A 16744-nucleotide genomic window follows, 5' to 3' on the forward strand; every position below is an offset into this window, starting at 1 on the left:
CTAACTCGGCAACTGTGGCAAAATCTAACAATGCTTCCCCTAGTAATTTTAACAGTTATAAAGCAATTCTAAATTTAAGTATTAATTGCACCGCGTACTAAAATGACTGTACTCTCTACACTAGAGGCGATCGCTTCCGGAATATTACCTTGAATTGCCTGTTGTAGTAAGCCTTCGCGGGTAGCACCCAAAACTACAACATCAAATCCTTCTTGTTCGACTAAGTGAATTACACCTTCAGCCACGGAATCAGCCTGTACTGGTGTAGCGACAAATGCAGTGCTAGATAAGTGACGATGACGCATCAGTTGATGAATGGCTTTGTCTAAAATTTGGATATCTGGTTTTAATTCCGATCGCTTGAATACTTGTGTTAAGTGAATTTCTGGGTCATTTCCTAATGTTACCAATGCCGGGATTAATTTCAGCGCAAATTTAGAATTAGGGCCACCAGCCATTGGAATTAACCAACGATTGAATTGGAGAGTAGGAGAAATTGTTGACAATTGACTATTGATAGTTGACTGTTGATAATTACCCAGTTTTACTAGTACTACATCACAGGTTGCTTGACGAATTATGGTGTCAACAATGTCGCCAAAAATTCGCCCTGGGGTGGATGTGCTACCTTTCCAACCCATTAAAATCAAGTCTATGTGACGTTCGTGGATAGTTTCTAAAATGGCTTGAGAAGCATCATGGGCAACACGAATTTGTGTATGTAAGGGAATGTGCCATTTTTTCGCTAAAACTTCAGCTTGTCGCAGTAAACGCCGACTTTTGGCAGTTCTGACTGGTGTTTCGGCTGGAGAACTGTGGCGTGATACTAACATTATTTGGACGCACTCTATTTCATAATGGCGCTCACGAGCAATAGCGGTGGCCATTTTTAACAGAATAGGTAGAGTATCAGGATTAGCAATTGGGACTAATAATCTGCCTCTACCAATACTGGGCGATCGCGTCTGGTAAACTACATAAGATGGATCTGCTTGTGGTGCTGGGGTAATGTTTTTACCATTGAGATGGTCAGCTTCAGCACGAATAATATCGGCGCGGGTAATAATTCCAAGTAATTTTCGTTTATCTACTACAGGTAAACGACTGATTTGATAGCGGTCAAGTAAATACAATACATTACTCAAGTTATGTATTGGCGTGACCGTTATCGGTGCAGTAGTCATGATTTCTTTTAATAAGGTATTGTTTGGCAAATTGCGATTAGCTAATTTTGTTAAATCTGATTGGGTAACAATCCCGACTAATTTGCTATTTTTGACTACGGGAAAACCCCGGTGATGAGAACTGGAGAATGCTTGTTTTGTTTCTTCTAAAGTCATGTCTGCATCCAAAGTTTCCACTTGCTTTTGCATAACATCTTTAGCTGTTAATGTGGTTAAAATAGCTTCTGTGGGGGCGACTTTGCTGAGATTAATACCTTTTAATTGCAACAGTCGATCATAGAGTGAACCTGGCATGACTTTATCTGCAACTAAGTATGCGACTACAGCCACAATCATTAAAGGTAAAACCAAGTTAAAGTCTGTAGTCATTTCAAAGACAATCACAATTGCGGTGATGGGAACCTTAGAAACGGCGCTAAAAAATCCCCCCATTCCCGCCAAAGCATAAGTAGGTAGCGAACCTACTCCCAGTAAATGACCTTCCCAAACACCAACAACATGCCCTAAGCAAGAACCTAAAATTAAACTGGGTGCAAATAATCCTCCCGGCGCACCAGAACCAAAGGCAATTAAGGTGAGGATAAACTGAGCAATAAATGCGATCGCCGCAACAGAACCACTAGAACCGCTAGTAATTATATATTCCCGTAAGCCAGTGTTATTGCGAAAATATTCGGGCAACATAGCGACGATAATTCCCGAAATAAATCCCGCCAAGGCAACTTTGAGCGGCAAACTAACATGTAATCTCTGATAAGATTTGATACTAAAAATTAAACCGTAATTAAATAACGCCCCTAATAAGCCAGCGACAATACCTAAGATTAAAAAAAATGGAATTTCTGGTAGAGAAAACTGACTTGAAGATTGGAGCATTTGCAGATTTAAGTGTAAACTGCGACCACCCAATAATCGTGAGACAACACCGCCAATAAATGAAGCGATAATGGCGGTTCCTAAAGTTATGCCAGATAAATCTTGCAGTAATTCTTCAATAATAAATATGACACCTGCTAAGGGAGCATTAAAAGCTGCTGCTAAACCTGCACCTGCACCCGCAGCTATCATCTGTCGCCGATGATCTGGGGAAGTGGGAACAAAGCGACTCATTCCTGCGGCTAAACTTGCACCAACTTGCACTGTGGGGCCTTGTCTGCCTAAAGTTACCCCCGAACCAATGACAATCATGGCACTGAGTAACTTTACAGCCGCTACCCGCCAAGATAATTTTATGGGTACATTAGCTAAGTTAGCCTTGACTTGGGGAATGCCACTACCAGAAGCTTCTGGCGCTAACCGTTGCACTAACCAGCCAGCCAGGTAGCCAAACACTAAACCTACTGCTGGTAATGCTATCCATGCAGGGAGAATATGGGAAGTATGTACGCGCCATGCTCCCAACCATCCAGAACTGAATTTTAAGAATACCGCAGATAAAGCCGCTACAATCCCAATGATAGAAGCTTCCGCGATCGCTAAACCTTTTCTTGGCTGCCACCAACGACGCAAACGCTGACTCAGAGCAGGAAGCAACATCATATAAATTTAATAATTTATTTATGATTTCTATTCATAGTTATAACTTGAAAAGAGGATCTAATAAATTTAACCGCAGATGAACGCAGATAGAATTTCTTTTAACTGACTAAATTATCCAGCAATTCTTGTAATTCATCTCTCCAATTGCGAACAAACTCATCACCGGGAGCTATGGCGAAAGAGCGATTAAAGGCGGCTAATGCTGCTTGTAAATGGTTGACTGCTTCTGGTTGTTGGGATAACTGTAAAAGTAATTTACCCCAACTTTGTAACGTTGTACCCTTGTTGTTGAGAGCATAGGTGAAGTCAGGAGCAAGGTTTAGGGCTTGGTTGTAGAACTTGAGCGCATTTTGATAAGACTGTATAGCTTGGTTATGGTGTTCAAGTTGTGTTTGCAAATCCCCTAATCTTTGTAACGCTTCTCCTTTGTTGTTGAGAATTTGGATGTAGTTAGGAGCAAGATTGAGGGCTTGGTTGTAGGCAACGATCGCATCGGTGTAAGATTGGATGGCTTGGGGATGCTGGGCTAGTTGGGTTTGCAAATCTCCTAACTTTTTTAACGCATTTCCTTTGTTGTTGAAAGCATAGATGTAGTCAGGAGCGAGGCGGAGGGCTTGGTCGTAGGCAGCGATCGCATTGGTGTAAGATTGGATGGCTTGGGGATGCTGGGCTAGTTGGATTTGTAAATTTCCTAATCTTTGTAACGCTATCCCTTTGTTATTGAGAGCGTAGTTGTTGTCAGGAGCGAGGCGGAGGGCTTGGTCGTAGGCAGCGATCGCATCGGTGTAAGATTGGATGGCTTGAGGATGCTGGGCTAGTTGGGTTTGCAATTCCCCTAAATTTGCTAACGCATTTCCTTTGTTGTTGAGAGCATTAATGTAGTCAGGAGCGAGGCGGAGGGCTTGGTCGTAGGCAGCGATCGCATCGGTGTAAGATTGGATGGCTTGAGGATGCTGGGCTAGTTGGGTTTGCAAATTTCCTAACTTTGCTAACGCATTTCCTTTGTTGTTGAGAGCATCAATGTAGTCAGGAGCAAGAGTGAGGGCTTGGTTGTAGGCTGTGATTGCATCGGTATAAGATTGGATGGCTTGAGGATGCTGGGCTAGTTGGGTTTGCAATTCCCCTAAATTTTGTAACGCTACCCCTCTGTTGTTGAGGGTGGCGGTATCATCGGGGGTGATGCTTAATTCTTGGTTGTATGCAGCCACAGCTTCTAAATATTCTGTTTGTGCTGCTGAATATTTCGCTAATTGAGCATAGTAATTACCTTCAAACTGGGATATTCTACCCAGTTGAAAATCGCTGTTAATTATTAACTCACTCCTGACTTCCAACAGTGAGCGACATTGTTGATGACGACTCAGGCGCAATGCTTCCTCAAACACTTCTACCCACTCATTTATACCCCGTCGCCAATCTAAACGGTTAGCATGATATATTGCTTCTGCGACTTGTCCTTGTTGGCGGTAGTGTTGTTCTAAAACAACATGAGCCTGTTGAGTAATTTCGTTATTGGTTTCATAGTTTAACCGCCGCAGTAAGTCGTGGATGCGATACCAGTCTTCTCCTAGCTGTTCCACATCCCAAACAAAGGAAAATTCTGTGAGGATGTCGAAGGCTGGTTTGCTAGATGTGAAATGTAATTCTGTACCCAGCAGGCGGTAAATTTCAAAGTTAAATGAGCGACAAGCACTTAAAGCGTGAACCGCATAACTAATTTCTCTATCTGCATATTTCAGCAGTCGGTTAATCAAAATTTTGGCTTTATCTACCGTCTCGGCTGTCTTGGGAAAATCTGCTGCGGTGAGGGTAACTCGTTGTGCTTGGGCTTGTAAAATCACATCCGCAGACAAACCCAATAGTAACGGGTGTACTTGATTTTCTCTCACACTAGAGTAGGCGATCGCACTTTGTCGTAATTCTTCATTCCTAATGTCAGCACGCTGTAAATACACATCTGCATCAGTCGGGGAAAGATGACTGACTAACTGAGTATCTATATATTGTTGCGGAATCGGAAAATTATCAGCTTCCTCCCAACGCGGTGCTTCTCTCCCAGCGATGACGGCGACTATCCCCCTTGATAATTCCAACTCGGCTAAAAAATACCGCAGCCATTCATCTCGCTGAAAATATAGTATGCCTGTTTGTTGCCGTTGACTTCCCCAAAAAGCTTCATGAGTATCGAAAAACAAGACAATTCTTGGCGGTGCTTTCTTTTGCAACATCGCCACATTCAAATCTTGCGCCAGATAGCGGGGGAGTTCGTTGATTAATTCCGTTTCCGCATCCATCCGCCGAATTTCCTGCACATCGGTTTCATTCAGCTTTCGTTGTTGTAAATATAGCTGAAAGTTCTCTCCCAAGTGCTTGTCAAAAATGCCAAAGACAGCTTTCCCAATAGTTCCCCAAGATGTGCCGCTAATAGCATTGCCGATTTCAATTAATAAATCAACTTCCTCGCTGGGAAACCATTCTTGTAACTTCTCCGGCGTGAGGCGATTTTTTTGCTTGAGATACCACACACAGGCAAAATCATACAAGGGAAAGCGTAGCCGATAGTTTAATTCTGTCGCCGCCCGTGCCAGCGATCGCCTGAGCATCAACAAGCCATAAAATGGGTCTTGGGGTTGATCATCGCCATTCGGTGCTAGTCCAAAGTCTTGTAAAATTGCTGGTACTTGCTCAAACTCCCAACTATGGGCAAACTCAATATCTTCCGCCACTTCCGCCGCCGTTTTTGTCTTGAGTTTCTGCCAAATATCCGCACCGAACCGCTTACAACACTTGGTGCGTAAAAATTTCAGCAGTAAAGATTTGCCGTTACCACCATCACCATAAAAAGATAATATAGTTTCTGCTGCTGGCTCCTCATTTATATAAGCCGCAAACACGCGAGTCAATTCATGACGGTCTGTAAATAACTGTAACGCCCGATTGCCATCTGTGAGCGATCGCTTTCTGAAATTAATACTCATGCCAGCAGATATCAGAAAATACTTAATTTAGCTTAAATCCCGCTTCAAAATCAATTGCAAGTCTCATAGCGTTAGTTATCTAAAGATAACTTCAAGCGAAATCTATTTCAGTTCACTCCCTGGGACTTTCGCTATTAGTTGATATTCATGAATGAGTCTTAAATACTCACGCGAGAGTCTTTGATCTTCGTGAATGAGTCTTAAATACTCGCGCGAGAGTCTTTGATCTTCGTGAATGAGTCTTTGATCTTCGTGAATGAGTCTTTGATACTCGCGCGAGAATCTTTGATCTTCGTGAATGAGTCTTTGATACTCGCGCGAGAATCTTTGATCTTTGTGAATGAGTCTTTGATACTCGCGCGAGAGTTTTAAATATAGGACTTATACCAAATCGATATGAAGAAGCATATAATTGCCTGCGAAGTGCAGACTTGGTTTGTGTAGCCCCAGACTTCAGTCTGAGGGTTTTATTTTAATTGGTAATAGGTTGTGATAAAAATTGGAGTTAAACCGTGAGTGACCAAAATTCTTTGAGTTTAGGAGTATTGGGACGCTGGATGCTGTTAACAGTAATCGGTTTTATTGTTGGTGGCGTTGTTGGCACTGGTGTAGGATTTGTAGCTATTCCTGTAGTGGGTATGTTGTTAGCTTTCTTACCTTTACCGGGAGCGCAAGGTCAAGGGGCTATTGGTTATCTACTATATGGTAGTGCGATCGCTGCGGCAGTGGTGGCTGGTGTAATAATTGGTATATCTCAATGGTTTATTTTGCAGAGATGGTTTACCCGTAGGCTGTGGTGGATACTTGCCAGTGCTTTTGGCTGGGCTGGAATTGCTTTCACCATGTCTGTTTTGACCTATACCCATGTTGCCGGGCCAGTTGGTCAACCTGATGGGACATTTTTGCAAACAACACTTTGGGATAATAGAGGAGCGATCGCTAGTTCTATTACTGGCGTACTCATAGCGGCTTTAGTAATAGGAATTCTCCAATCTTTAGCACTCAGATTTACACTTCTACAAGCAGCATTGTGGACAGTTATGAATATTGTGGTGTTTTTAATCGCTGCGGTAATTATAATTTTGTGGGTACGGGGTGCAGGGGGAATTTTTGGTGTTCCAGTTTTTTTTTGCAGCCTATTCACCAGTTTATGCAGCCATTAGTGGCGTGACACTTATGCGAATCCGGGATTGAATCACAGTAAAATAATCATTATGACTATCGCTTTCTAAAATTGATACTCATGCCAGCCGATATCAGAAAATACTTAATTTAGCTCAAATCCCGCCTCAAAATCACTTGCAAGTCCCATTTATCCAAAATTGATAAAAAGAAGCATATAATTGCCTGCGGAGTGCAGGCTTGGTTGGTATAGCCCCAGACTTTAGTCTGAGGGTTTTATTTTAATTGGTAATGGGTTGTCATCAAAATTGGAGTTAAACCGTGAGTGATAAAAATTCTTTGAGTTTAGTATTGGGACGCTGGATGCTGTTAACAGTAATCGGCTTTATTATTGGTGGATTTGTTGGCACTGGTGTAGGATTGATAGCCATTAGTATAGGGAGTATGTTGTTACCTTCCTTAGCTTTACCGGGACTGTACGGTCAAAACTTGTTATATGTAGTGCATGGTAGTATGGTCGCTGCGGCGGTGGTGGCTGGTGTAGTGATTGGGATATTTCAATGGTTTGTTTTGCAGAGATGGTTTACCAATTGTTTTTGGTGGATACTTGCCAGTGCTTTTAGCTGGGTTGGAATTGCCTTCACTATTGCTTTTGTGATGTCTACTACCTGGGGAGTTGGTCAAACTCTTTCTCTTTGGGATAATAGAGGAGCGATCGCTAGTTCTATTACTGGCTTAATCATAGCGGCGTTGGTAATGGGAATTCTCCAATCTTTAGCACTCAGATTGAAACTTCCACAAGCAGCATTGTGGATAGTTATGAATATTGTGGTGTTTTTAATCGCTGCGATAATTATAATTTTTGGGGTACGGAATTTAGCTGGTATTTATAGTCTTCCAGTTTTTCTTGTAGCCTATTCACCCATTTATGCAGCCATTAGTGGCGTGACAATTATTCGAGTCCGGGCTTGAAATACAGTAAAATTATGTCTAAAAAACTTATTTATTATTAGTTGCACAGAAACTTAACTGATTATAATCAAAAGATAGCCTCGGAATTTAAAATGCCCTTCTCATTACTGAAAATCAACAACAACAATGGCAAAAATTGTAATTGATAATTTGGTTACTAGAAAATTTAACTCATTTTTAGATCACCTCAAATCTATACAAGCCAAAACTATACAAGGAGGTGGCTATCCTTATAGTTTTTATATCAATAATTTTACTGACAGTGCATCAATCAATTCTACAGGAGGAGATATTACTTATGAAGCTGTTAACCATTCGTTTAGCTATCATGATAACAATATTCATGGCATAGATTATTCATCATCTATTTATAATATATTTTTTCATTAATCAAACTAAATATTTAAGTAAATTATTTTTTAGATTGTTTAATAGGAATTTGAATAATAAACTTTGCTCCTGCTTTTGGCGCTGAATGACATTCTAATTTACCTCTATGCAATTCAACAATAATTTTATAACTAATAGATAAACCTAAACCTGTACCTTTGCCAATATCTTTAGTCGTAAAGAACGGATCGAATAATTTTGTCTGCACTGTTTCTGCAATTCCTAAACCATTATCAGCAATACTAATTTCTATCCAATCATGATGGATAACTTTAGTTGCAATCTCAATTTTCGGATTAAAATCCTCTTGAGTATATTTTTTTTTTAATTACTGCTTCTTCTAAAGCATCAGTCGCATTAACTAAGATGTTCATGAATACTTGATTAAGTTGCCCTGCATAACATTCAACTAATGGTAGTTTTCCATAATTACGGATAATTTTAATGTCACTTAACTTATTAGATGATGCCTTGAAGCGATTATTTAAAATTACTAAGGTACTATCAATTCCATCATGAATGTTAACAGTCTTAAACTCAGCTTCATCCAGGCGAGAAAAGGTTCGTAGTGATTTGACAATCTCGCAAATGCGCTCTGCACCACACATCATTGATTGAAATACCTTATGTGCATCTTCTTGGATAAACTCAAATTCAATTTCTTGGATTTTTCTCTGGATATCAATTGCTGGTTTGGGATAATGCTTTTGGTAAACTTCTACTAAATCTAGGACATCTTGAAAGTATTTATTGGCATAATTTAAATTACCATAAATAAAATTAACGGGATTATTAATTTCATGAGCAATTCCCGCTACTAAAACTCCCAGAGCCGACATTTTCTCAGATTCTACTAGTTTGATTTGTAAAGATTTGAGATTGCCCAAAATATTTTCTAATTCTTGACCGCGATTTTCTAAAGCAATTTGTGATGCTTCTAATTCTCGAATCACATTTTTAAGAATCACTTCTCTCACTTCACTAGCATTCTCTAATTGTTGGCGGTCTGCTTCAGAACGCTCTAATTTTTTTTTGTAAAACTCGCACAGTTTTTTCTAATTCCTTGAGTCTGCCATCGTAGTCTATATCTTGCATAACTCTTTACTTTGTGCCGATTAGCAAAGTCACAAATGTTTCTTGATGATAATATGTATAACCTTGTGGTTGGATGGGAGAAAATTCACCGTAAGTATAGAACCCACAAATCGGAATTTCTTTACCAAGTTCTGTTTTGATAATTTGATACTCTTCTTTGGCTCTTGTGCCTAATAACCAACGCCGACAGCAACAAGAAAATAGTAAGATAGCATCTGGTTCTTTGCCGGGATAGTTTTTTAATGCTCTCTGAAGTGAGGTTTTGACAGCATAAAGAACATCATCACGGTTAAAGTCGGTCATCTGAACTGTAGCTTGTTCTGGTACACTACCCAAAAAATTAATACTACCAGTTGGTGTGCAAGTATTCGGGACTCGCATATAGTAGCGATCGCTATTTCCTTCGTATACTGCTAAAGGATTTTCTGCTGTTGGTTGGCGATCGCCCAAATATCGCTGATAAAATTTTAGTGCTGAGACTCCATCAATTTCCTCAACCACCGTTCCGTGAGATTTTGTCACAATACTCTTGCGTCCAATGGGTGTCCAACCGCAGCCAGTCCCATAAGAAAACAAAATATCCCCAGAAAAAATCAAAATCGGGAGTGCATCTGTAAAAACTTCATTTCCAAAAAATTGATAAGCTGTTTTAAACCTAAATTGATCTCCTGCTGTACCACCTAAAATTGGCACTTCAGAACCTAAAGCTGATTTCAAACCTGCCAAAATTAATTCGCCATTGGTAGTAGAACCATCTGCTAAATAACTAGCAGGTAAAGTGACACATAATTTCGCTGGAGTGCTGCACTTCTGCATAGCCTGTTGTACTGCTTGCTGCGCCGCCGCCAAGGAATTTTCTTTGACTCCGTACCCTATCCCTGCATGAATATCTATAGTGTCAGAACAGAACAGCATCAGCGTCAAAGAATCTTGCTGAAACCCCAATATTGAAGATATTTCACCATCTGTAGTACAACCAATCAAGTCAATCTCTGGAAATACTTGCTGAATTTCTTTGAGAATCAGTGCGTGATCAAAATCTATCGCCGCAAATATCATACCAGCCTTGATTGGTATTCCCGGTAAATCACGTAATTGACTCACACATCTATCTATTACATCTTTCGTTGCTTCTTGAGTATCGGGGTCATCGCTATGACCAAGAATCACTTTTAACATTACATCCTCTCAATTAATTAAAAATGTGTTTATTTCGTAAAGCAAAGCTAGAAATTCAACTCAAATCAAAATATTATTACCTGCTTAACAGTTAGATAAATTAATTTACATTAAAATTCGTGTAAACCTGATAAATCAACTATTTTCAGAGTTCCCATAAATTGCTAGAGAATAACGCTACTAATATAAATTTTTCAGTAAACTATCATTCAATAACTCATATCCAGTTCAAATTAACTTGGAGATTGTCATAAAAAAATAAGTAACATATCGTAATCATTCGCAGTATTTCAGCTACGAATTGGCTAGGAAGATCATGTTTTTTAAAATTTGATGAAAAATACTAATTTGTACTTAAATTATGGATATGAACGAGCGATCGCTATAAAAATATTTGTGATAAATAATACTAGAGCTAACTTTTCCGAAATGAGATAATGTAGTAATGTAGATTATTTCTGTAGTATATAAGCGAGGAAAAAAGATGACTGTATTTCTAGCCGTCTGGGTTCTCTTCAAACAAACCAACACAAGGCGCACAGATTTGCGTTCAGTCCTCCATTTACAGGAATGATACTCGAATTAACAGACACTAAAGACATCTATAGCTGAGTCATATAGGTTAGTAGTTCACCAACCTAACATTGCCGTGTAGACCGAGCAGGGGTGCAGGGGGCAGGGCGCAAGGGAGAGAATCTTTCCCCTCCGCTCCCTGCTCCCTACCCCGAAGCCAGCCACCACGCAAAGTTTTCTTGGCAGACTATTAGGGCATTTTGACAATATGAAAGTTAGGAATAGTAATACTTTTACCTCCTGCCTTCTGCCTCCTGCTATAAAAGTGTCCGCCTCTGTGCGTCTTGTGCATAGCAAGCAGCACACATCGAGGAAATATCAATGAATTTGGATTTATTAGGCTGGAGTGACTTTTTTACTCACAGTTTCGTACCCTATCGCCAACAAGGATTTAGCGTTGGTAGGGTTGCTATTGAATACAGAAATACTTACATCGTCTATAGCGAACAAGGCGAACTAGCAGCAAAAGTTACAGGGAAACTGCGACATCAAGCTACTCAACCACAAGACTTTCCCGCAGTTGGAGACTGGGTTATCATTCAGACGCGAGAGTCAGAAGGACGCGCTACCATTCACGGAATTTTGCCCAGAAAAAGTAAGTTTTCACGGAAAACAGTTGGTAGTAAAACCGAAGAACAAATTGTTGCAGCTAATGTTGACACCGTGTTCTTGGTTTGTGGACTTGATGGCGACTTTAACCCTAGAAGAATAGAACGCTATCTAATTTTGGCTTGGGAAAGTGGGACAAATCCAGTCATCGTTTTAAATAAAGCCGACCTGTGCAACTCTTTAGATGAGTGTATATCTGAAGTGGAAGCTGTTGCCATTGGTGTACCAATTCTAGTATTAAGTGCTACCAACAATCAAGGACTAGATGCTTTGAAAGCATACCTCCAACCAGGACAAACAGTTGCTTTGTTAGGGTCTTCTGGTGTGGGTAAATCTACAATCACTAACCAACTCCAAGGTACATCAGTGCAAGCTGTACAACCAGTACGCCAAGGTGATGACCGAGGTAGACACACCACTACAAATCGAGAATTGATATTACTGCCAACAGGCGGCTTAATTATTGATACCCCAGGAATGCGAGAAATTCAAATTTGGGCAGGTGATGAAAGTTTACAAGGAACTTTTGCAGACATCGAAACCTTAGCCGCAGAATGTCGCTTTCGCAATTGCCAGCACCACAACGAACCAGGTTGTGCAGTGCAACAAGCATTACTTGAGGGTGAACTCGATTATTCCAGATTTCTGGGCTACCAAAAATTGCAAAAAGAACTCAACTATCTTGTCCGCAAACAAGACCAAAGGGCGCAATTAGCCGAGAAAGAACGCTGGAAGAAGATTCATAAAGCTATGCGAAATCATCACCAGCATTAACATCTGATAAGTTTAATAACCCCGACCCAAGGGGAGGGGAGAAACAATTAAAGCCTCTCACGGGTGTCGGTGTTCAAAACCCTTACACCCTTTCCCTCTACACCCTCACACCCTTAATTGTTAAATTCCGTGGCTTTTACCAATTACCCAATGTCTGCGGAAAAATCGGGCTAAGGCTGATTCTTCTAGGGATAAATAGATAGGTCTACCGTGGGGACAGGTACGGGGGTTACGGGTGCGTTGCCATTGGTCTAACAGTGTTTGCATTTCTGGTAGGTTCAGTGGTGTACCGTTACGAATGGCGGTGCGACAAGCGACCGCAACTTGCGCCGTTTGTAAGTCTCCGCCCCAACTAAGTTCTAAAATGGCTTCTGCACAGTCTTCTCGTTGTTGCAAAAGTGCGGGTATATTCCGAACAGCCCAAAGTTGTTCGCCAAAGGTTTCTATATCTAAACCAATGCGTTGCAGTTGTGAAACTTGTGCGGGTGACAGTTGATAAAGAATAATCGAAGGTTCCACAGGAACGAGTTGCCAATTATCACAGATTTGTTCGTACAAAACTCGCTCGTGGGCAATATGTTGTTCTACTAACCACATACCACCAGGATGTTCAGCCACAATGTAAGTGTTGCTTACTTGGGCTACTGCTTTGAGAGTGTGCTGAGTGCCTTCTATTTTAGGATGATTGGGATTAAATTTATAACCGCCTTTTTCTTCTGCGGCTTTGAGTAATTTGCTGACTCTGGTTGTTTGGACAGCTTCTTTAAAGTTCGCATCTTCAATGCGGAGTGCTTGGTCAATTGCTTGGGTGATTTGCTCTTGCCAATAGTTTAATTCATTCAGATAGATTTCCGTTTTGGCTGGGTTGCGATTCCAGTTAATTTGGTCGGGAGAAATTTCTAGATGTAATAAACAAATAGGATAGCGATCGCGTGGTAAAGTCCGATGAAACGCTGACAAAATAGTTTGCTCAAGTTCTGGCGATTTTACCATTCTGCCATTCACAGCGATTCGCACCCAGTCTGGTCGATGGCGATGACACCTGTCTGGGAGTCCTACTACTAGGGAGAGTTGGGAGTTGGGAGTGGGGAGTTGGGGGTTGGGAGGGTGGGGAATTTCGAGTTTCAGTTCTTGTAAATCACCTTGGCGGACTTGGGGTAAAATTTGCGGCAGTAGTTGTCCAGTGGTGGCGGCGGGAGAAATGGTGAACCAGATGCGGTCATTTTGCCACAGTTGCCATGTTACTTGCGGATGACACAAAGCAATTTGATAAATTGTGGCTTGCACAGCTTTCATTTGCTGTGCTGCACTGGGTAAACCTTGGCGGCGAGATGGGCAATTACCAAACAGATTAGAAACTGTAACTACTGTACCAGGTGCGATCGCTGTTGCTTCTACTGTTTGTGCTTTACCATCATCACCATAAACCACCCGCCACCCCAAATTACCATCAGCAGGACGACTCAAAATTTCTAACTCTGCCAAAGTCGTCAAGCTGTGCAACGCTTCACCCCGAAATCCCAAGCTGTTAATTTTCCATAAATCATCACTAGAGCGAATTTTACTCGTACTATGGGCTGTGGCAGCTTGTTGCAAGTCTTCCAGGTTCATCCCACAGCCATTGTCAGCTACACGAATGCGCCATTGTTGTGGCCATAAATAAACCACAATCCTCGTTGCACCTGCATCTAGAGAATTTTCCACCAATTCCCTCACAGCAGATGCCAAGGAGTCTATCACCTCACCAGCTGTAATGAGATATACGACTTCGGTTGGTAAAGCTTGAATAGTAGATGCCATAAATTACAGTTTAGGCTAGTAGGCAACTCTTGTGCAGGAAAAATTACAACCTGTATAAGTCTGCTAGAACTTACGCAAAAAAACGAAGAACTAAGGTTTTAGAGTAGGGTTTAGGGGTATGAGGGTGTAAGGGTGTATGTATTCAAAACCCTTTCACCCCATACCCTTTCACCCCTACACCCCATCTCCACAATTCTGGTGCATAAGTCCTGATCATGAACACCGGATGCTAAACACCTACACTAAAAGAAGGGATTTTAAAATCTGAGGAAGGTGACTAGAGTGAACAGCAAGAATCAATTTGTTTTAGCATTAGTCTTGAAAAGTGCGATCGCATTTTCACCCTTGCTGCTGTCTACTGGTGTGGCTAGTGGACAAACTACACCACCCATCACCAAAGAACAAACTATCGCGCAAGTTCTCTCTAATCAAGAACGCGCAGAATTAAACCAACTGCGAAAGCAAGTACCATCTAATGGCATTTCGACAACTATCTTACTCAATCTTTGGCTAGTAATCTTAAGTTTATTTCCTGTAGCTGTAATTGCTTTATTTTGGTTATTACGGCGGGTAGCCATTCGGGAAATTGTTGATAAAGCAATGGGACAACTACAAGGCATCGAAAATTTGCAAAATCAAATAGTTATTGTTAAGCAAGAAGCAGAAAATTTAATTCAAGAAGTCAAGAAAATAAACCGAGAATTAGAAAATGAATCGGAAACTCTCAAGCAGAATATACAGCAAGAACAAGAAAATTTATCTAATTTTCAATCTGAAATCCTGCAATCAAAGCATAAGATTTTATCAGGTTTAGAAGTAGAAATAAAAGACTTGCAAAATCATCTAGAGAATTTAGAATCTGAATTTAATCAGCAATTACAACAATTTCAGCTAACTGCTCAACAAAAAACGCGATACAAGTTTAGAAAATATCGGCAACTTAGAATCTGATTTTGCTTCACATATTGCAGATATCAAAATAGGCACTGAAAAACACAAGCATTTAACTTGGGAATATTTAGAAAAATCTAAAAATGAACTACTTGATAAAATTTCTAATTTGCAAGCTGATTTTCAACAACAAAAAGATAATTTGATTGTTGATTTATTAAAATCTCAGACAGAATTTATCTCGGAATTAGCGGGAATTAGAGTGGATGTTGAACAACAAAAAGATAGAACCAAAAATAATATAGCAGAATTAGAAAATAGCTTTAATTTGCATATATCTAGCTTACACTCTGTAACTCAGCAGCAAAAAGACGACTTACTAGCGGAATTGGTAAGAATTCAACAAGAATTTATCTTAGAGTTGGCGGGAATTAGAGTCAATGCTGAACAGCAAAAAGATAGGACATTGGATAACATTAGAGAACTATTCAATAGTTTAACTGCTCAACTTTCTGGTTTACCATTGGAGTATGAGCAACAAAAGCAGGTATTACTAGAAAATTTAGAAAAAATCCAAACAGCAGCACAGTTAGATATTAGCAACCGTAAAGATTTAATTATCGAAAATCTGGAAAAATCTGGTTTAGAGTTTACGGAACAATTTTCAGAACTGCAAGTAAATGCTCAAAAACAAAAGTTATTTATTCTCGAAAAGCTGGAAAAATTAGAAACTGAATTTGTGTCTCAACTTTCAGAGTTACAATTAGATGCTCAACAACGTAAAGAGTTAATTCTCCAAGAAATTACAGAGTCAAAAACAACGCAAACTCAAGCACCACAAGTTTCAGTAGAGGCTGATATCCAACAAGGTGAGGATTTATTTGCCCAAAAGCAATATGAAGCAGCGATCGCCTTTTACAATCAAGCAATAAAAATCCAGCCGGAGAATGCCACCACTTGGTTAAAACATGGTTTGACTTTAGCAAGAATGAAGCGTTATCAAGATGCGATCGCTTCTTATGAGCAGGCTATCAAACTTCAACCAGATTATCATCAAGCGTGGTGCGATCGCGGCGTGGCTTTTGGTAATCTCCGTCAACATAAGCAAGCTTTTGCTTGTTTTAATAAAGCCACAAAAATTAAACCCGATGATGTAACTGCTTGGTTAAATCGGGGTTTATCTCTCATAGAATTAGAAGAATATGAAGAAGCATTGGCTTCATTTGATCAAGCAATTAAATTACAACCCAACTCGCCCAAAATCTGGGATAAACGCGGTTACACTCTGGTAAGATTGGGCATGGATGACGATGCGATCGCCGCATTTAATAAAGCCTTAGAACTTAAACCAGATTACGCAATTTCTTATTATAATAAAGCAGCTTGTTATGCTCTCCAAAAGCAAGCCCAATTAGCGATTGAATGTCTCCAACAGGCAATAGAAATTAATCCCAGATATAAAGAAGATGCTGCAAATGATATCGACTTTGATGAAATCGCTAAAAATGAGCGTTTTCAACAGTTAATTGCTGATTAAGTATTTGCCATTAAAGGCATTAATCATACGGCACTAATCACAACAGGCCAGCGTAGTTGCATCCACTTGATTTTTAAATTTTTTTAGCATTGGGTAACTTC

Annotated in this window: 10 protein-coding genes and 1 pseudogene; 5 read left to right on the forward strand and 6 right to left on the reverse strand. The window is 40.2% G+C overall.

Features of this window, described 5'->3' with window-relative positions:
- Window positions 1-74: 74 nt before the first annotated feature.
- Complete coding sequence (locus ACX27_RS18005; RefSeq protein ID WP_062294816.1) at window positions 75-2720, reverse strand: chloride channel protein; 2646 nt, start codon at window positions 2718-2720, stop codon at window positions 75-77.
- Window positions 2721-2821: 101 nt separating this feature from the next.
- Entirely contained in the window at window positions 2822-5701 is a 2880-nt protein-coding gene (locus ACX27_RS18010; RefSeq protein WP_062294817.1) for a tetratricopeptide repeat protein, read from the reverse strand.
- A 512-nt stretch (window positions 5702-6213) separates the two neighbouring features.
- Here ACX27_RS18010 and ACX27_RS18015 point away from each other — a divergent pair.
- The 3 genes from ACX27_RS18015 to ACX27_RS18025 all read left to right on the forward strand — a co-directional run bounded on the left by ACX27_RS18015 (window position 6214) and on the right by ACX27_RS18025 (window position 8185).
- A complete protein-coding gene (locus ACX27_RS18015; RefSeq protein WP_062294818.1) occupies window positions 6214-6864 on the forward strand; it encodes a hypothetical protein in 651 nt (216 codons plus the stop codon).
- 280 nt (window positions 6865-7144) lie between these two features.
- Window positions 7145-7795: a hypothetical protein gene (locus tag ACX27_RS18020; RefSeq protein ID WP_062294819.1), complete on the forward strand. Its 651-nt coding sequence runs from the start codon at window positions 7145-7147 to the stop codon at window positions 7793-7795.
- Window positions 7796-7921: 126 nt separating this feature from the next.
- Window positions 7922-8185: a hypothetical protein gene (locus ACX27_RS18025; protein ID WP_062294820.1), complete on the forward strand. Its 264-nt coding sequence runs from the start codon at window positions 7922-7924 to the stop codon at window positions 8183-8185.
- Between the two features lie 22 nt (window positions 8186-8207).
- On the opposite strand, the gene ACX27_RS35365 is transcribed toward ACX27_RS18025, so the two are convergent.
- The 3 genes from ACX27_RS35365 to ACX27_RS18035 form a co-directional block, all read right to left on the reverse strand.
- Window positions 8208-8474: a sensor histidine kinase gene (locus ACX27_RS35365; protein ID WP_335337835.1), complete on the reverse strand. Its 267-nt coding sequence runs from the start codon at window positions 8472-8474 to the stop codon at window positions 8208-8210.
- 7 nt (window positions 8475-8481) lie between these two features.
- Window positions 8482-9162, reverse strand: coding sequence for a sensor histidine kinase (locus ACX27_RS35370; protein WP_335337708.1), 681 nt, complete (start codon window positions 9160-9162; stop codon window positions 8482-8484).
- A gap of 124 nt (window positions 9163-9286) precedes the next feature.
- Window positions 9287-10459 (reverse strand): FIST signal transduction protein, encoded by a 1173-nt coding sequence (locus tag ACX27_RS18035; protein WP_062294821.1) that lies wholly within the window; start codon window positions 10457-10459, stop codon window positions 9287-9289.
- An 894-nt stretch (window positions 10460-11353) separates the two neighbouring features.
- Here ACX27_RS18035 and rsgA point away from each other — a divergent pair.
- Entirely contained in the window at window positions 11354-12415 is a 1062-nt protein-coding gene (rsgA, locus tag ACX27_RS18040; protein ID WP_062294822.1) for a ribosome small subunit-dependent GTPase A, read from the forward strand.
- 120 nt (window positions 12416-12535) lie between these two features.
- Here rsgA and mutL read toward each other — a convergent pair whose 3' ends face one another.
- The gene (gene mutL, locus ACX27_RS18045) at window positions 12536-14215 is read right to left on the reverse strand and encodes a DNA mismatch repair endonuclease MutL (protein WP_062294823.1); all 1680 of its coding nucleotides are present in this window, start codon (window positions 14213-14215) and stop codon (window positions 12536-12538) included.
- A 282-nt stretch (window positions 14216-14497) separates the two neighbouring features.
- On the opposite strand from mutL, the pseudogene ACX27_RS35780 reads away from it, so the two are divergent.
- Window positions 14498-16643: pseudogene (locus ACX27_RS35780) on the forward strand (tetratricopeptide repeat protein).
- Window positions 16644-16744 lie beyond the last annotated feature (101 nt).

The organism is Nostoc piscinale CENA21, from assembly GCF_001298445.1.
GTDB lineage: Bacteria > Cyanobacteriota > Cyanobacteriia > Cyanobacteriales > Nostocaceae > Nostoc_B > Nostoc_B piscinale_A.